Here is a 14,671-nt window from a genome sequence, read left to right as displayed (position 1 = left end):
GAGCGCACAGCATCACAGTGGCGGGGAGGATGCGTGGAGCTGACCGCGCAGTAACATCGTCGCCATGCCCGCATCGCCCGCCGCAGCGACCCTCGAGGAGGCCATTCAGGCCGCCCTCGCCACCGTCGACGACCCCGAGATCCGCCGGCCGATCACCGACCTCGGCATGGTCAAAGGCTTCACCGTCGCCGACGGGCGGGTACGCGTCGAGCTGCTGCTCACCGTCGCCGGCTGCCCGCTGCGCGACAAGCTCAACGCGGACATCACCGCGGCGCTGACCCGGATCCCCGGCATCACCGCCGTCGAGATCGACTTCGGGGTGATGACCGCCGAGCAGCGCCAGCAGTTGCAGACCACCCTGCGCGGCGGCGGCGCGGCGACCGCGGAGCCGGTGATCCCGTTCGCCCAGCCCGGCTCCCGGACCAGGGTGTACGCGATCGCCTCCGGCAAGGGCGGGGTGGGCAAGTCCAGCGTGACGGTGAACCTGGCCGCCGCCCTGGCCAAGCGTGGCCTGTCGGTCGGCGTGATCGACGCGGACATCTACGGCCACTCGGTGCCCCGGATGCTCGGCGTGGACGGCAAGCCCACCCGGGTCGAGGACATGATCATGCCGCCGCAGTCGCACGGCGTGAAGGTCATCTCGATCGGCATGTTCACCGCGGGCAACGCGGCCGTGGTGTGGCGCGGCCCGATGCTGCACCGGGCGTTGCAGCAGTTCCTGGCGGACGTCTACTGGGGCGACCTGGACGTGCTGCTGCTGGACCTGCCGCCCGGCACCGGCGACGTGGCGATCTCCCTGGCCCAGCTCCTGCCGAACGCCGAGATCCTCGTGGTGACCACCCCGCAGGCCGCGGCCGCCGAGGTGGCCGAGCGGGCCGGGGCGATCGCGCTGCAGACCCACCAGCGCCTGGTCGGCGTGGTGGAGAACATGTCGTGGCTGGAACTGCCGGACGGCTCCCGCATGGAGGTGTTCGGGGCGGGCGGCGGCGCCACGGTGGCCGACTCGCTGACCCGTACGGTGGGTGCCTCGGTGCCCCTGCTGGGCCAGATCCCGCTGGACACCCGGGTCCGTGAGGCAGGCGACGCGGGCACCCCGATCGTGGTGGCCGACCCGTCGGCCCCGGCCGCACAGGCCCTCGACGCGGTCGCGGAGCGCCTGGCCGTACGCCGGGAGTCGCTGGTCGGCAAGCCGCTGGGCCTGATGGTCAACGCCCGCCGCGGCTGACCCTCGGGCCGGGCCCGCCCGGCTCAGGTGGCGTCGACGTCGAAGCGGTCGGCGACGGGACGGGGCTGCTGCGGCGCCACGGCTGCGCCCGGCGTCGCTGTGCTGCGCCAGTCCGTGGCGTCGCCCAGGTCGCTCTTGACGCCGTTGAGGCCGGTCTTGACGCCGTTCAGGTCGCTCTTGACGTCGTCGAAGAGGCCCTGCAGCGGCTGGCGCAGCGCCGCCTCCTCGTCCTCGCTGAGCAGGTGCTTGCGGATGAACGCCTTCGGGTGCAGGTCCTGGAGCTGGATGTCCGTGCCCAGCTCGCGGCTCAGGTCGCTGGTCGCGTTCTGGGCCATCGCGCGCAGGCCGCGCAGCATCCGCAGGCCATCCCCGATGACCTTGGGCAGCCGCTCACCGAAGATCAGCAGAGCGAGCATGAGCAGGGCGAGAATCTCCCACCAGTTCAGGTTCTCGAACACGGCCCGACCTCCCCTGCCTTCCCGTCCGTAGCTGCACCGCCGACCAAGAGTACGCACACCGGCTCAGTTGGTGTCCTCGGCCAAGGTGACCGAAGCCGTCTCGGTCTTGCTGCCCCGCCGGTACTCGACGGCCACGGTGGCGCCCGGGTCGTGCTTGCGGACCAGCGCGATCAGGTCCGTGCCGTCCTCGATGACGTGGCCGTCGAGGCGGGTGAGCACGTCACCGGGCTTGAGACCGGCCGCCGCGGCGGGACCGGACGGCTCCACGGCGCGCAGCCGGGCCCCGCCGGAGCCCACCAGGCCGCCGGTGGCGGCCACCTCGGCCCCGATCACCGTACGGCGGGCCTTGCCCGTGTCGATGATGTCCTTGGCCACCCGGCGTACCTGGTTGATCGGGATGGCGAAGGCGAGCCCGATGTTGCCCGCCTCGGTCTCCGTGCCGCCCACGGAGCGGATCACGGAGTTCATCCCGATCACCCGGCCGTCCGCGTCGACCAGGGGGCCGCCGGAGTTGCCCTGGTTCACCGCCGCGTCGGTCTGGATGGCCGCGTAGTACCGGGTGGTGCCGCCCGGCTCGCCGGCCTGGATGGTGCGGTCCAGCGCGCTGACGATGCCGTCGGTCACGGTGTTCACCAGGCCGAGCGGGGCACCGAAGGCCAGCACCCGGTCGCCGACCGCGATCGCGTCGGAGTTGCCGAAGACGACGGGGCTGAGCCGCGACCTGTTGACCTTGATGACGGCGATGTCCGACTCGGGGTCACGCCCGACCACCTTGGCCGAGGCGGTGGTGCCGTCGGTGAACGCCACGGACATGGTCTTGTCGGCGCCCTCCACCACGTGATCGTTGGTGATCACGTACCCGTCGGTGGTGGCCACGAAGCCGGAGCCGATCGCGCCGGTCACCCGGACGGTCACCACGCTGGGCATCACCTTCTTCGCCACCCCGGCCTGGGACTCGGGGGCGCGCTGCACGGATGACGGTGCGGTCTGCGGCGGCGCGGCACCCAGCGTCGTGCCGCCACCCACCCCGTTGCGGGCCGCGAACACGTAGCCCAGGGTGCCGCCGAGGCCGCCCGCCAGCATGGCCGTGATCAGGCAGATCAGCAGGACCGGAGCGTACGAGCGGCGCGGCCCGTCGGGGTCGCTGACCAGCTCGGGCGCCGGCCCCCCGCTCGTCGGCGGGCTGGGCACCACCACGGCAGCGGGCGCGTGCGGGTCGCGCCACGGGTCCGCGAGCGCGTCGGACCACCATGGCGACCCCGCCGCGGACGGCCCGGAGGGCGGCGTCGGCGGTTGAGGCTGGCGCCAGTTCCAGCCGTCGGTCACGTCGATGCCTCCACTCATCCCGGCTCCCCTCCCAGGATGACACGGATCGGTGGCAGCGAACCGCCGGTCCAGGGCCCGGGTATTCGATCCATCGAAGTCCCGATGCGCGCCGGACGGGCACCGATCTACTCTCATACCCGATGTGCGCCGGTTGTCCAACGCCCATCCCCCTTACGCCGGAGGTCCTCATCGTCACCGCAGCCCCCCGGCCGTTCGGCTCGCCGACGGCACAGTCACTCAGCTTCGCCGAGGCGTACGCCACCGAGGACCTGGTCCTGCAGACCGCTCGGGGTCTGGCGCGCGAGCTCGGCATCCCCTGCGTCACCCCCGGCTCCGGGGCGGTGCTGCGGCTGCTGGCCGCGGCCGGCCACGCCAAGGCGGTGGTCGAGATCGGTACGGGCACCGGCGTCAGCGGCGTCTGGCTGCTGCGCGGCATGCGTCCGGGCGGGGTGCTGACCACGATCGACGTGGAGAGCGAGCACCAGCGCATCGCCCGGCGCATCTTCGTCGAGGCGGGCTACGCGGCCTCCCGTACCCGGATCATCGCCGGCCGGGGGCTGGACGTGCTCCCCCGCCTCGCCGACGGGGTCTACGACCTGGTGTTCGCGGACGCGGACGCCGCCGAGTTCGGCGCGTGCGCGGAGGCCGCGCTGCGGCTGCTGCGCCCCGGCGGGGTGCTGGTGATCAACGGGGCGCTGGCGGGTGGCCGGATCGGCGACCCGGCCGCCCGCGACGTCGACACCGTGACGATCCGGGAGACCGTCAAGGCGGTCCGCGAGGCCGAGGAGTGGATCCCCGCGCTGATCCCGAGCGGCGCGGGCCTGCTGGCCGCGGTCAAGCGCTGAGGCAGCGGCACGGTCACGCGCACGACCGCGACGCGGGGTCAGGCGCTGAGGTAGCGCAGCAGCATCCGGGCGCCCCAGCCGGTGGCGCCCTTGCTGAGTTCGCCGTCGGCGGCGGACGCCCAGCTGGGCGCGCTCATGTCCAGGTGGGCCCAGCGGCCGACCCGGTCGCCCAGGAACTCGCGCAGGTACATCGCGGCCATCACGGAGCCGCCGCCCTGCGTGGGTGCGCTGTACCGGTCGGCGATGTCGCTGTGCAGGAACTCGGCGTAGTCGTCGGGCAGCGGCATGCGCCACATCCGCTCGCCGCTGGCCTGCCCGGCCTCGAACAGCGCCCCGGCCAGCTCGTCGTCGTAGCTGTACAGGGCGGCGGTCCGCGCCCCGAGCGCGACCGCGTTGGCCCCGGTCAGGGTCGCCAGGTCGATGACCACGTCGGGGTCGAGGCGGGCCACGGCGTACCCGAGGGCGTCGGCCAGTACGAGCCGCCCCTCGGCGTCGGTGTTGGTGCTCTCGCTGGTCGTGCCGTCGTAGTGGGTGATCACGTCCCCCGGCCGGTACGCGGACCCGCTGACCGCGTTCTCGGCCAGCGGCACGAGGGTGCTCACCCGGACCGGCAGGCGCAGGTCGGCGGCGGCGAGGGTGGCCGCGACGACGGCCGCCGCGCCGCCCATGTCCTTGCGCATGAGCTGCATGGCGGCGACCGGCTTGATGGAGATCCCGCCGGTGTCGAACGTGATGCCCTTGCCGACGAGCACGACGTGCCGGGTGGCGTCCGGCGGCGTCCAGGCCAGCTCGACCAGGCGCGGTGGGTTCGCCGAGCCGCCGCCCACGGCCAGCAGGCCGCCGAAGCCCTCGGCGGCCAGCCGGTCGGGCTCCCACACGGTCGCGGTCACGCCGGCGCGGTGCTCCGCCTCGGCCACCACCTGCGCGGCGAACCAGGCCGGGTTCTTCAGCGAGGATGGCGTGTTGGTGAGGTCGCGGGCCAGCCAGGCGGCGCGGGCGCAGGCGCGGGCGGCGTCGAGGGCCTCGGCGTACCCATGGCCCGTGACCAGCTCGACCTCGGCGGTGCGTGGCGGCTTCGCGCCGCGGGTGTAGCGGTAGCCGCCCAGCCAGAGCCCTTCGGCGAGGCCCTGGACCGCGGCCGGGGTCGCGTCGGCGGGCAGCAGGACCGCGAGTGGCTCGTCGTCCGCCGCGGCGCGGGCCACGGCGGCGCCGGCGGCGCGCCAGCCGGCCTCGTCGGCGGCGCCGACGCCCACGGCCAGCACCTTGGCCGGGGTACGCAGCGGACGCGGCAGCGTCTGCACGGCGCCGGCGCGCTCCGGATGCTCGGCGGTGCGGCACAGCTCGGCCACCTCGGCGGCCAGGTCGTCGGCCGGTTCAGCGCCGAGCGGACCGGCGCTGCCGACCGCGATGACATGGGTACGGTCGCCGGGCCGCGCGACCAGACGGATCGGGAACACTGACGGATGACCTTTCCGTATGACGTGGAAAGCCCGCCGGTACGGCGGGTACCGTACCGGCGGGCCCTGCGTGAAACGTCAGCCGGCGATCGCCTTCAACGCGTCACCCAGCGCGTTGGCCTCGTCCGGAGTCATCTCAACGACGAGACGGCCACCACCTTCCAGCGGGACGCGCATGACGATGCCACGACCCTCCTTGGTGACCTCCAGCGGACCATCGCCCGTCCGCGGCTTCATCGCCGCCATCTTGTCTCCCCTCAGACCTACATCAGGGTCGGTGGGTCTCCCCACAGCCACTTCGTCAACGCCGCGTACTCAGCCCCACGCGGCGCCATACCTCGTTTCCGACCGGCGGCGGAGTCGCCCCCGCCGGACCGACCCGAGACCGCAGCCAATGGGTCATGCTGCGCCGTACGCGCCGCCTGTCCCACCGTGCCGATCAAACATTTTCCCTGATGAACCCCGGCGATCCCAAACTCAGCCCGGACCGATGTGACAGCGTCTAGCATATCGCCTTCCGTGCTGTCACAATGTGCGGTCATGCAGGCGCGGTCGGCCCTCTTCGACCTGTACGGCGACTACCTTCGCCCGCGTGGCGGGCGTGCCCCGGTGGCCGCCCTGGTCAAGCTGCTCGCACCGCTGGGCATCGCGCCGCCAGCGGTGCGCACCGCAGTGTCCCGAATGGTACGTCAGGGCTGGTTGCACCCCATGCGGCTGGTCTCCGGCCCGGGCTATCTGCTCACCCCGAAGGCCGCCCGGCGCCTGGACGAGGCCTCCGCGCGCATCTACCGCACCCACCGGGTCGCCTGGGACGGGCGGTTCGACCTGGTCCTGCTCCGCTCTCCGATGTCGCGGCGCGACGCCGCCCGGCTGTCCTTTCTCGGCTACGGCATGGTGGACGAGCACGCGTGGGTCGCCCCCCGGCCCGCCGAGGAGGTCGACCTGGTGCTCACCGAGGCCGCCGTCCAGTACGAGCGGTTCAGCGCCTGCCACGCCGCCGGTTCGCCGGGCGCGGCGCAGGTGGTGCGGCGGGCGTGGAACCTGACCGAGATCGGGCACGCGTACGAGGAGTTCGTGGCCGCCTACCGTCCGTTGGTGGCCGCGGTGACCGCCCGCAGCTCCGATGAGGAGGCGTACGCGACCCGGTTCCAGCTCGTGCACGCCTGGCGCTCGTTCCTGTTCCAGGACCCGCAGCTGCCACCGTCCCTGCTGCCGGAGCGCTGGCCGGGCACCAGTGCGGCGCAGTTCTTCGACCGGCACGCCAGCCGGTTGCGCCCGGCCGCGGACCGGTTCGTGGAGCGCTGCCTCGATGCTTCGGTCACACGCCGGTCCTGATCCGTGCGGGATTGTGGGATTCTCTCTGCCATGACGGACTCGCTGCTCGTCGACCGCACCGATGCGGTCGTCACCCTCACGCTCAACCGGCCCGACGCGATGAACGCCCTCGACGTCGATCTCAAGGAGGCGCTGCGGGACACCCTCGCCGCGCTGGAGACCGACAAGTCCTGCCGCGCCGTGGTGCTGGCCGGTGCGGGCAACGCCTTCTGTGTCGGTCAGGACCTGCGCGAGCACGCGGGCACCCTGTCCTCGGGCTCCACCGACCTGGACACCGTGCGGGCCCACTACAACCCGATCGCCCAGCGGCTGGCCAGCCTGCCCAAGCCGGTGGTCGCCGCCGTCCGGGGCACCGCGGCCGGGGCGGGCGCCTCGCTCGCGCTGCTGGCGGACTTCCGCATCGGCGGCCCGCGCACCACCTTCCTGATGGCGTTCGCGAACGTGGGCCTGGCGGGCGACACCGGGATCAGCTGGTCGCTGCCGCGCATCGTCGGGCACGCCCGCGCGCTGGAGCTGCTGCTGCTGGCCGAGCCGGTGCGCGCCGAGCGGTGCGCCGAGCTGGGCCTGCTCAGCCGCCTGCTGGACGACGACGATCAGGTCCTGCCGGTGGCCCGGGAGCTGGCCGCGCGGCTGGCGGCGGGCCCGACCGTCGCGTACGGGGCGATCAAGCGGGAGCTGTCCATCGCCGACGCCGGGACGCTGTCGGACGCGCTGGCGGCCGAGGCGCAGGCGCAGGCGATTTGCGGCGGCACCACGGATCACCGTGACGCGGTGGCCGCGTTCGTGGCCAAGCAGAAGCCGGTGTTCCAGGGCCACTGACGCGCCGGGGATCGTGGGGTCACGGACATGACGTCGTGACCCCATGATCATCAGCCGACAGTATGAGTCAATTGAGATAGAGACATTTAACAATGTGAATGCCTAGGATCTCCCCAATCGAAGACGGCGGGCGCGACCCGGCGCACCGTCGGGTGGGGAGGACCGGATGGCAAGCTGGCGCAGGATTCTGGGCGGTGCGGCGGCCGCGCTCACCGCCGCGGCGATGGGGACGGTACTGCAGGCGGCACCCGCGAGCGCGTCCCCCGGCTCGGGTGACAACATCGTGAGCCCGTCGGTGGTCGGCGGCTCGCAGGCGAGCCAGGGCGAGTTCCCGTTCATGGTCCGCCTGTCGATGGGCTGCGGCGGCGCCCTCTACAGCCCAACCATCGTGCTGACCGCCGCGCACTGCGTGAACCGGACCGGCACGAACACGAGCATCACCGCCACGCTGGGCGTCGTCGACCTGAACTCGTCCAGCAAGATCACCCGCAAGTCCAACTACGTGTACCGGGCGCCCGGCTACAACGGCAGCGGCAAGGACTGGGCGCTGATCCGGCTGTCCAGCCCGGTCACCGGCCTGGCCACGCTGCCGATCGCCACGAACACGACGTACGACTCGGGCACGTTCACCATCTCGGGCTGGGGCGCGGCGCGTGAGGGCGGGTCGCAGCAGCGGTACCTGCTCAAGGCGACCGTGCCGTTCGTGGACGACGCCACCTGCAACTCCAGCGCCATGTACGACGGCCAGATCATTCCCAGCGACGAGATCTGCGCCGGCCTCGTCCAGGGCGGTGTGGACACCTGCCAGGGCGACTCGGGCGGCCCGATGTTCCGCCGCGACGCCGCCAACGCCTGGATTCAGGTCGGGATCGTGAGCTGGGGCGAGGGCTGCGCCCGGCCCAACAAGCCCGGCGTGTACACCCAGGTCAGCACGTTCGCCTCGGCGATCCAGTCGGCCGCGTCCAGCCTCGGCGGCTGATCGCGCGACTCTCGGTCCCGGCGGCTGATCCGCGGCCGCCGGCCACCCGGCACATCCCGTAATACACCGCACGGCCCCGGAACACGGCGTTCCGGGGCCGTCGCGCGCGTACCGCATGAGCGAGTGCACAGAGGGCCGCGAGGCATGCCCAGCGGGTCAGTCCTCGTCGTCCTCCTCGGGGTCGAGGTTGGCCTCCTCGCCCAGTACGAACGCCTGCATCGCCAGCTCGTCGTCGGTCGGCGACACGAACGCGGGCAGCTCGGCCGGTCCCAACTCCCGCACGTACGACCAGAACTGCCGGACCGCCTCGGCGGGGGTGGTCGCCTCGATCGGCAGGTCCACACTGACCAGCCAGGTGCGTTGATCCCGGTCGCCGCCCAGGCGCTCCGCGAGCTGCCGGAACCGCTGCTCGTCGACCGCGGTCACCGCACCGTCCAGGCTCAGCCCGGCCGCCGGAACGGGCTCGTCGAACACCCGCCGCCGGTACGCGATGACCACGTCCTCGCCGGACTCCCCGGCGACCGTCCCCAACGCCACCACCAACGGCTGGTCGCCGCCCGCGAGCAGCAGAACCTCGTCGCCCTCACCCGGTCGGGCCGGGGGCGATCCGGCCACCGTCAGGGTGTCGTGGTGGAACAGCCGCTCGGTCGCCCACGTGTCCGCCGGAATGATCACCGCCCAGTGCGCCATGGGCTCATCACATCACGCCCGGCCGGTGCTGCGGGCACGGGACGCCCGGGTCGCACACGTCGCGGACACCGGCCTCGGCGTGGGTCCGGCGGCCCGAGCGGAGGCCGCCGCATCAGCGCACGTGGCACCCGGCGAGGTGGTCGTCGACCATGCCGGTGGCCTGCATCAGCGCGTAGGCCGTGGTCGGGCCGACGAAGCGGAAGCCGCGCCGTTTCAGCTCGCGGGCCATCGCGGTGGACTCGACCGTGGTGGCGGGCACGTCGGCGCGGGTGGCAGGCCGTGGACGGCCCGGCTGCGGCGCGAACGACCACAGCAGCGCGGCCAGACCACCGGACAGCTCCGCGGCGACACGGGCGTTGTGCACCGTGGCCTCGATCTTCATCCGGTTTCGCACGATGCCCGCGTCGGCCAGCAGCCGGGCCGTGTCCGCCTCCGCATACCGCGCGACGGCGGTGATGGCGAAGCCGTCGAACGCCCGCCGGAACGCCTCGCGTTTGCGCAGGATGGTGATCCAGGACAGCCCGGACTGGAACGCCTCCAGGCTCATCCGCTCGAAGAGGGCGTCGTCGCCGCGCACCGCCCGCCCCCACTCCTGGTCGTGGTAGGCGACGTACTCCTCGGCGCTGGCGCCCCACGCACACCGGGGCCGGCCGTCGGAACCCAGCACGAGCCCGTCCGCGAGGGGTGCGGCGGTCCGGTTCATCGCGTCCGTCATTCGCCCGACGGTACGGTGCGCCACCGACATTCCGGTGAGCGTGGAGCCCCTCGACGGATCACGCCGGTCGCGGCAGGGCGCCCTGTTCGACCAGCCGGGCGAACTTCTTCAGCGCACCCGTGAAGCCCAGCTTGGAGCCGGGCCAGAGCACCGGCCAGGCGAGCCGCCCCGCGGCACCTCCCGGCAGGTGGAACCACTCGTGCACGACGACCTGCGTACGCTCGCCCGCCATCGGCGTGCACCGCATGGAGCCCGGACCGCGCAGCACCTTGCCGCAGTGCACGACCCGCACCTCGTACGGCGCGTCCACCCGGGCGACCCGCAACTCGTCGCGCAGCACGGCCGGGCCGAGCGCCGTGACCGCCTCGACCAGGCTGCCCTCGCCGCCGTCGCCCTCGACCACCCGCACCGTGGTGAACGGGATCCAGCGCGACTGGCTCTCCCAGTCCAGGAACGCGGCGAACACCTGCGCGGCGGGCGCATTGACGATCACGGTCGCGGTCATCTCGCCGGCGCCGGGACGGGCGGCGTCGCCGTACCCCTGGAGCGGGTCCGGATCGCTCACCGGCGCTCCACCGGCGCCTCGCTGCCGGTGCCATGCGGCGGGGTGGGATGCGGCAGGACGGCCTCGGGTGGCAGCCCGGCCACCACCACCTGCGGGTCCTCCACGAGATGATCCCCGTGGGTCGGCGCGTCGTCGGTCGGCTCCGCACCACCTGTCGCCGCGGCGGCCGCTGTCCCGGCGTCGACCGTGTCGGCCTCGGCCGATGCCGCGTCGGGAGCCACCCGGCCCTCCGGTGCCGCCGCGCCCTGCTGGGCGGGCCCCGGCTCGGCGGGCGGCGCCACGGCTGCCTCACGCGCGCGGCGCAGCACGTCGGCGTCGGCGATCCGGCCCTCCCGCAACGCCTGCACCTCGGCCTCCAACACCCCGATCAGCTCGCTCTTGTAGCCGATGTCGTACGCGGCCCGCTGCAGGGCCTGGTCGACCTGCGACATCCGGTACCCGCGCGTGGCGGTGTCGAACCTGGTCTGGATGATGTCGTCCTCGCCGAGCGGGCGATCACTGGGCAGCGGCACGGCCCGGCCGTCCGGCTCCACGCGGGTCAGCCCGGGGTCACCGCCGCTCACCATGACGGTCACCCCGAACACGATCGCGGCGACGACCAGAGCCACGACGATGAAGAGCAGAAGCTGACCCATGCGCACGATGTTGGCACGAGCCGCTGAGCGTGGCGAGCCCGCCACCCCGACCCGTCCGCCGCGCGGGCCGGACGATCACCGGATCGGCGAGCGTCAGGTCCAGGTCAGGATCTTCTTACGCCACGCGTAGAGGATGCCGAGCGCCAGCACGGCCACGAAGATGCCCATCTCCACGACGCTGACCAGCCCGAATCCGGGGCGGTCGAAGACCACCGCCCACGGGAAGAGGAAGACCGCCTCGACTGCGAACAGTACGTACAGGTACGCGTACACGTAGTAACGGATCTGGGCCTGGGCCCAGTCTCCACCGACGGGGTCGATGCCGCTCTCGTACGCGATGCGCTTGCCCGCCGGCTCGGCGGGCCGAGCCGGGCGCAGCAGCCGGTTCGCGCCGAACGCGCCGACGAAGACCAGCACGCCCGCCGCCAGCAGCAACCCCAGCGTGGCGTACGAACCCAGGTAGCCCTCCACGGCCGCAGCCTATCGAACACGCCCGACGCGCCAGGAGATGGAACTGATTGGTTCGGGTGTGCCTTACCTGGCTACTGTGGTCAACGGTCCGCGACCGGACAGCCTCCCGCCCGGGATGGGTAAGGAGCACCGACGTAGGCTGTAACTGACAGATTTGCGGGCCGGCTCATTGACGCGCACACCCGCCGGCACGCTCCATCAGGAGGTTTATCGTGGCCGAGCAGAGCGAGGTCACCAGCGAGATCGACACAGCGACCAAGCGGGTCGAGCGGCTCGATCGGGTGGTGATCCGATTTGCGGGGGACTCTGGCGACGGCATGCAGCTCACGGGTGACCGATTCACCTCCGAGACTGCCCAACTCGGCAACGACATCTCCACGTTGCCGAACTTCCCCGCGGAGATCCGTGCTCCAGCCGGCACGCTGCCGGGCGTGTCGAGCTTCCAGGTGCACTTCGCGGACTACGACATCCTGACCCCCGGCGACTCGCCGAACGTGCTGGTCGCCATGAACCCGGCCGCCCTCAAGGCCAACCTGAGCGATCTGCCCGCGGGCGCGGACATCATCGTCAACACCGACGAGTTCACCAAGCGCAACCTCGCCAAGGTGGGCTACACGGTGAGTCCGCTCGACGACGGCTCACTCGACGGTTACGCGGTGCACCCGGTGGGGCTGACGTCCATGACCGTGGGTGCGCTGGCCGAGCTGAACGTGCCGAAGAAGGACGCGGAGCGGGCGAAGAACATGTTCGCCCTGGGCCTGCTCTCGTGGATGTACTCCCGGCCGTACTCCTCGACGCTGCGCTTCCTGGAACGCAAGTTCGCCAAGCGCCCCGACCTGGTCGCGGCGAACATCGCGGCGTTCCGGGCGGGCTGGAACTTCGGCGAGACGACAGAGGACTTCTCGGTCCGCTACGAGGTCAAGCCCGCGAAGATGGTGCCGGGCACGTACCGGAACATCACCGGCAACGCGGCGCTGGCGCTCGGCCTGGTCGCCGCGAGCGTGCGGTCGAAGCTACCGCTGTTCCTCGGCGCGTACCCGATCACCCCGGCCTCGGACATCCTGCACGAGCTGAGCAAGCACAAGCGGTTCGGCATCACCACCATGCAGGCCGAGGACGAGATCGCCGCGGTCGGCGCGGCCCTGGGCGCCTCGTACGGTGGGGCGCTGGGCGTCACCACCACGTCGGGCCCCGGCGTGGCGCTCAAGGGCGAGACGATCTCCCTGGCGATCGCGCTGGAGCTGCCGCTGGTGATCGTCGACGTGCAGCGCGCCGGGCCGTCCACCGGCATGCCGACCAAGACCGAGCAGGCCGACCTCAACATGGCCCTGTACGGCCGGCACGGCGAGGCTCCCCTGGCCGTGATCGCCCCCAAGTCGCCGTCCGACTGCTTCCACGCCGCGCTGGAGGCCGCCCGGATCGCGCTGACCTACCGGACCCCGGTCATCCTGCTCTCCGACAACTACGTGGCCAACGGCTCCGAGCCGTGGCTGCTGCCCGACGTCGCCGAGCTGCCCGACCTGAGCGTCGAGTTCGCGACCGAGCCGAACGGCGAGGACGGCAAGTTCCTGCCGTACCTGCGGGATCCGGAGACGCTGGCCCGGCCGTGGGCCGTGCCGGGCACGCCGGGGCTGGAGCACCGGATCGGCGGCCTGGAGAAGGCGGACCGCACCGGCGACATCTCGTACGACCCGGCGAACCACGACTTCATGGTGCGGACCCGGGCCGCCCGGATCGAGGCGATCGAGGTGCCCGACGTGGCGGTCGAGGACCCGGACGACAACGCCCGCGTGCTGGTGCTCGGCTGGGGTTCGACGTACGGGCCGATCGGTGCCGCCTGCCGGGCCCTGCGCCAGCGCAGTCTGCCCATCGCCCAGGCGCACCTGCGGCACCTCAGCCCGCTGCCGGCCAACCTGGGCGCGGTGCTGAAGTCGTACGACAAGGTGGTGATCCCGGAGATGAACCTGGGTCAGCTCGCCCACGTCGTCCGGGCGAAGTACCTGGTCGACGCGGTTCCCTTCAACCAGGTCAGCGGCCTGCCGTTCACGGCCGCGACGCTGGAGCACATGCTCGAGGACGTGGTCAAGAATGGCTAGCCCGACGATCCCCGCGGGGCGTACCCCGCTGCAGCTCACCGCGAAGGACTTCAAGTCGGACCAGGAGGTCCGCTGGTGCCCCGGCTGCGGTGACTACGCGATCCTGAACGCCGTCCAGACGTTCATGCCGGAGCTGAACATCCCGCGGGAGAACATCGTCTTCGTCTCGGGCATCGGCTGCTCGTCGCGCTTCCCGTACTACATGAACACGTACGGGATGCACTCGATCCACGGCCGTGCCCCGGCGATCGCGACCGGCCTGTCCAGCTCCCGCCCGGACCTGTCGGTGTGGGTGGTGACCGGCGACGGCGACGCGCTGTCGATCGGCGGCAACCACCTGATCCACGCGCTGCGCCGCAACGTCAACCTGAAGATCCTGCTGTTCAACAACCGGATCTACGGCCTGACCAAGGGCCAGTACTCGCCCACCTCCGAGCTCGGCAAGATCACCAAGTCGACCCCGGCCGGGTCGGCCGACTCGCCGTTCAACCCGCTCTCGCTGGCGCTGGGTGCCGAGGCGACGTTCGTGGCCCGCACGATCGACTCCGACCGCAAGCACCTGCAGTCGGTGCTGCGGGCGGCGGCCGAGCACAAGGGCTCGGCGTTCGTGGAGATCTACCAGAACTGCAACATCTTCAACGACGGCGCGTTCGAGCTGATCAAGGACCCGGAGACCCGGGACGACCACCTGATCCGCCTGGAGCAGGGTGAGCCGATCACGTTCGGGTCGCAGGGGCAGTTCTCCGTGGTGCACCCGGCGGGCGGCTTCGGGCTGGAGGTCCGCGAGAGCGCGAGCCTGGGCGACGAGCGGCCCGTGGTGCACGACGCGACGGTGACCGAGCCCGCATACGCGTTCGCGCTGTCCCGGCTGTCCGGCTCCGACCTGAACACCACGCCCATCGGGGTGTTCCGCTCTGTCGAGCGCCCGTCCTACGACGAACTGCTCGCCAAGCAGCTCACGGACGCCACGTCGACGTCCACCGGCACGCCGGAGCAGATGCTGACCGACCTGCTGCAGGGCGGCGACACCTGGACGATCATCTGACGGGTCGGAC

The 14,671-nt window shown here is 72.1% G+C and carries 16 protein-coding genes; 7 read left to right on the top strand and 9 right to left on the bottom strand.

The features are described from left to right. The first annotated feature begins 64 nt into the window (after positions 1 to 64). A complete protein-coding gene (locus ACMCNN_RS02195) occupies positions 65 to 1,225 on the top strand; it encodes an Mrp/NBP35 family ATP-binding protein (RefSeq protein WP_412744494.1) in 1,161 nt (386 codons plus the stop codon). A gap of 23 nt (positions 1,226 to 1,248) precedes the next feature. Here the strand turns inward: ACMCNN_RS02195 and ACMCNN_RS02190 are convergent, their stop codons facing one another. Together ACMCNN_RS02190 and ACMCNN_RS02185 are read right to left on the bottom strand one after the other, a co-directional pair. Further along, complete coding sequence (locus tag ACMCNN_RS02190) at positions 1,249 to 1,683, bottom strand: preprotein translocase subunit TatB (RefSeq protein ID WP_412744493.1); 435 nt, start codon at positions 1,681 to 1,683, stop codon at positions 1,249 to 1,251. 63 nt (positions 1,684 to 1,746) lie between these two features. After that, complete coding sequence (locus ACMCNN_RS02185; RefSeq protein WP_412747025.1) at positions 1,747 to 3,009, bottom strand: S1C family serine protease; 1,263 nt, start codon at positions 3,007 to 3,009, stop codon at positions 1,747 to 1,749. 140 nt (positions 3,010 to 3,149) lie between these two features. Here ACMCNN_RS02185 and ACMCNN_RS02180 point away from each other — a divergent pair, with 140 nt between their 5' ends. Next, positions 3,150 to 3,854 carry an O-methyltransferase gene (locus ACMCNN_RS02180; RefSeq protein ID WP_412744492.1) on the top strand — a complete coding sequence of 235 codons (705 nt, stop codon included), beginning with the start codon at positions 3,150 to 3,152 and terminating at the stop codon, positions 3,852 to 3,854. A 38-nt stretch (positions 3,855 to 3,892) separates the two neighbouring features. Here the strand turns inward: ACMCNN_RS02180 and ACMCNN_RS02175 are convergent, their stop codons facing one another. Both ACMCNN_RS02175 and ACMCNN_RS02170 read right to left on the bottom strand, forming a co-directional pair. Next, entirely contained in the window at positions 3,893 to 5,311 is a 1,419-nt protein-coding gene (locus tag ACMCNN_RS02175; protein ID WP_412744491.1) for a leucyl aminopeptidase family protein, read from the bottom strand. Between the two features lie 78 nt (positions 5,312 to 5,389). After that, positions 5,390 to 5,557 (bottom strand): DUF3117 domain-containing protein, encoded by a 168-nt coding sequence (locus tag ACMCNN_RS02170; protein ID WP_015625691.1) that lies wholly within the window; start codon positions 5,555 to 5,557, stop codon positions 5,390 to 5,392. Between the two features lie 294 nt (positions 5,558 to 5,851). Between ACMCNN_RS02170 and ACMCNN_RS02165 the strand changes: the two genes are divergently transcribed. From ACMCNN_RS02165 to ACMCNN_RS02155, 3 genes are all read left to right on the top strand, one after another. Then, entirely contained in the window at positions 5,852 to 6,646 is a 795-nt protein-coding gene (locus ACMCNN_RS02165) for a PaaX family transcriptional regulator C-terminal domain-containing protein (protein WP_412744490.1), read from the top strand. A gap of 30 nt (positions 6,647 to 6,676) precedes the next feature. Next, a complete protein-coding gene (locus ACMCNN_RS02160; RefSeq protein ID WP_412744489.1) occupies positions 6,677 to 7,465 on the top strand; it encodes an enoyl-CoA hydratase-related protein in 789 nt (262 codons plus the stop codon). A gap of 166 nt (positions 7,466 to 7,631) precedes the next feature. After that, positions 7,632 to 8,444, top strand: a complete 813-nt coding sequence (locus tag ACMCNN_RS02155; protein ID WP_412744488.1) for a S1 family peptidase — start codon at positions 7,632 to 7,634, stop codon at positions 8,442 to 8,444. A gap of 156 nt (positions 8,445 to 8,600) precedes the next feature. On the opposite strand, the gene ACMCNN_RS02150 is transcribed toward ACMCNN_RS02155, so the two are convergent. The 5 genes from ACMCNN_RS02150 to ndhC form a co-directional block, all read right to left on the bottom strand. Beyond that, positions 8,601 to 9,134: a hypothetical protein gene (locus ACMCNN_RS02150; RefSeq protein WP_412744487.1), complete on the bottom strand. Its 534-nt coding sequence runs from the start codon at positions 9,132 to 9,134 to the stop codon at positions 8,601 to 8,603. 112 nt (positions 9,135 to 9,246) lie between these two features. Further along, positions 9,247 to 9,849: a DNA-3-methyladenine glycosylase I gene (locus ACMCNN_RS02145; RefSeq protein WP_412744486.1), complete on the bottom strand. Its 603-nt coding sequence runs from the start codon at positions 9,847 to 9,849 to the stop codon at positions 9,247 to 9,249. Between the two features lie 58 nt (positions 9,850 to 9,907). After that, positions 9,908 to 10,354 (bottom strand): SRPBCC family protein, encoded by a 447-nt coding sequence (locus ACMCNN_RS02140; protein WP_412747024.1) that lies wholly within the window; start codon positions 10,352 to 10,354, stop codon positions 9,908 to 9,910. Between the two features lie 56 nt (positions 10,355 to 10,410). Beyond that, the gene (locus ACMCNN_RS02135) at positions 10,411 to 11,049 is read right to left on the bottom strand and encodes a DivIVA domain-containing protein (protein WP_412744485.1); all 639 of its coding nucleotides are present in this window, start codon (positions 11,047 to 11,049) and stop codon (positions 10,411 to 10,413) included. 93 nt (positions 11,050 to 11,142) lie between these two features. Then, on the bottom strand, positions 11,143 to 11,520 hold the full coding sequence (gene ndhC, locus ACMCNN_RS02130) for an NADH-quinone oxidoreductase subunit A (protein ID WP_412744484.1): 378 nt from the start codon (positions 11,518 to 11,520) through the stop codon (positions 11,143 to 11,145). Between the two features lie 242 nt (positions 11,521 to 11,762). Here ndhC and ACMCNN_RS02125 point away from each other — a divergent pair, with 242 nt between their 5' ends. Both ACMCNN_RS02125 and ACMCNN_RS02120 read left to right on the top strand, forming a co-directional pair. Then, positions 11,763 to 13,616 (top strand): 2-oxoacid:acceptor oxidoreductase subunit alpha, encoded by a 1,854-nt coding sequence (locus ACMCNN_RS02125; protein WP_412747023.1) that lies wholly within the window; start codon positions 11,763 to 11,765, stop codon positions 13,614 to 13,616. Next, positions 13,609 to 14,661 carry a 2-oxoacid:ferredoxin oxidoreductase subunit beta gene (locus tag ACMCNN_RS02120; protein WP_412744483.1) on the top strand — a complete coding sequence of 351 codons (1,053 nt, stop codon included), beginning with the start codon at positions 13,609 to 13,611 and terminating at the stop codon, positions 14,659 to 14,661. Before ACMCNN_RS02125 ends, ACMCNN_RS02120 begins: the two co-directional genes overlap by 8 nt. Positions 14,662 to 14,671: the final 10 nt, after the last annotated feature.

The organism is Krasilnikovia sp. MM14-A1004, from assembly GCF_047159485.1.
GTDB lineage: Bacteria > Actinomycetota > Actinomycetes > Mycobacteriales > Micromonosporaceae > Actinoplanes.
Note: the sequence above shows the minus strand (reverse complement) of the source record. Positions and strands in the feature narration are given on the sequence as shown.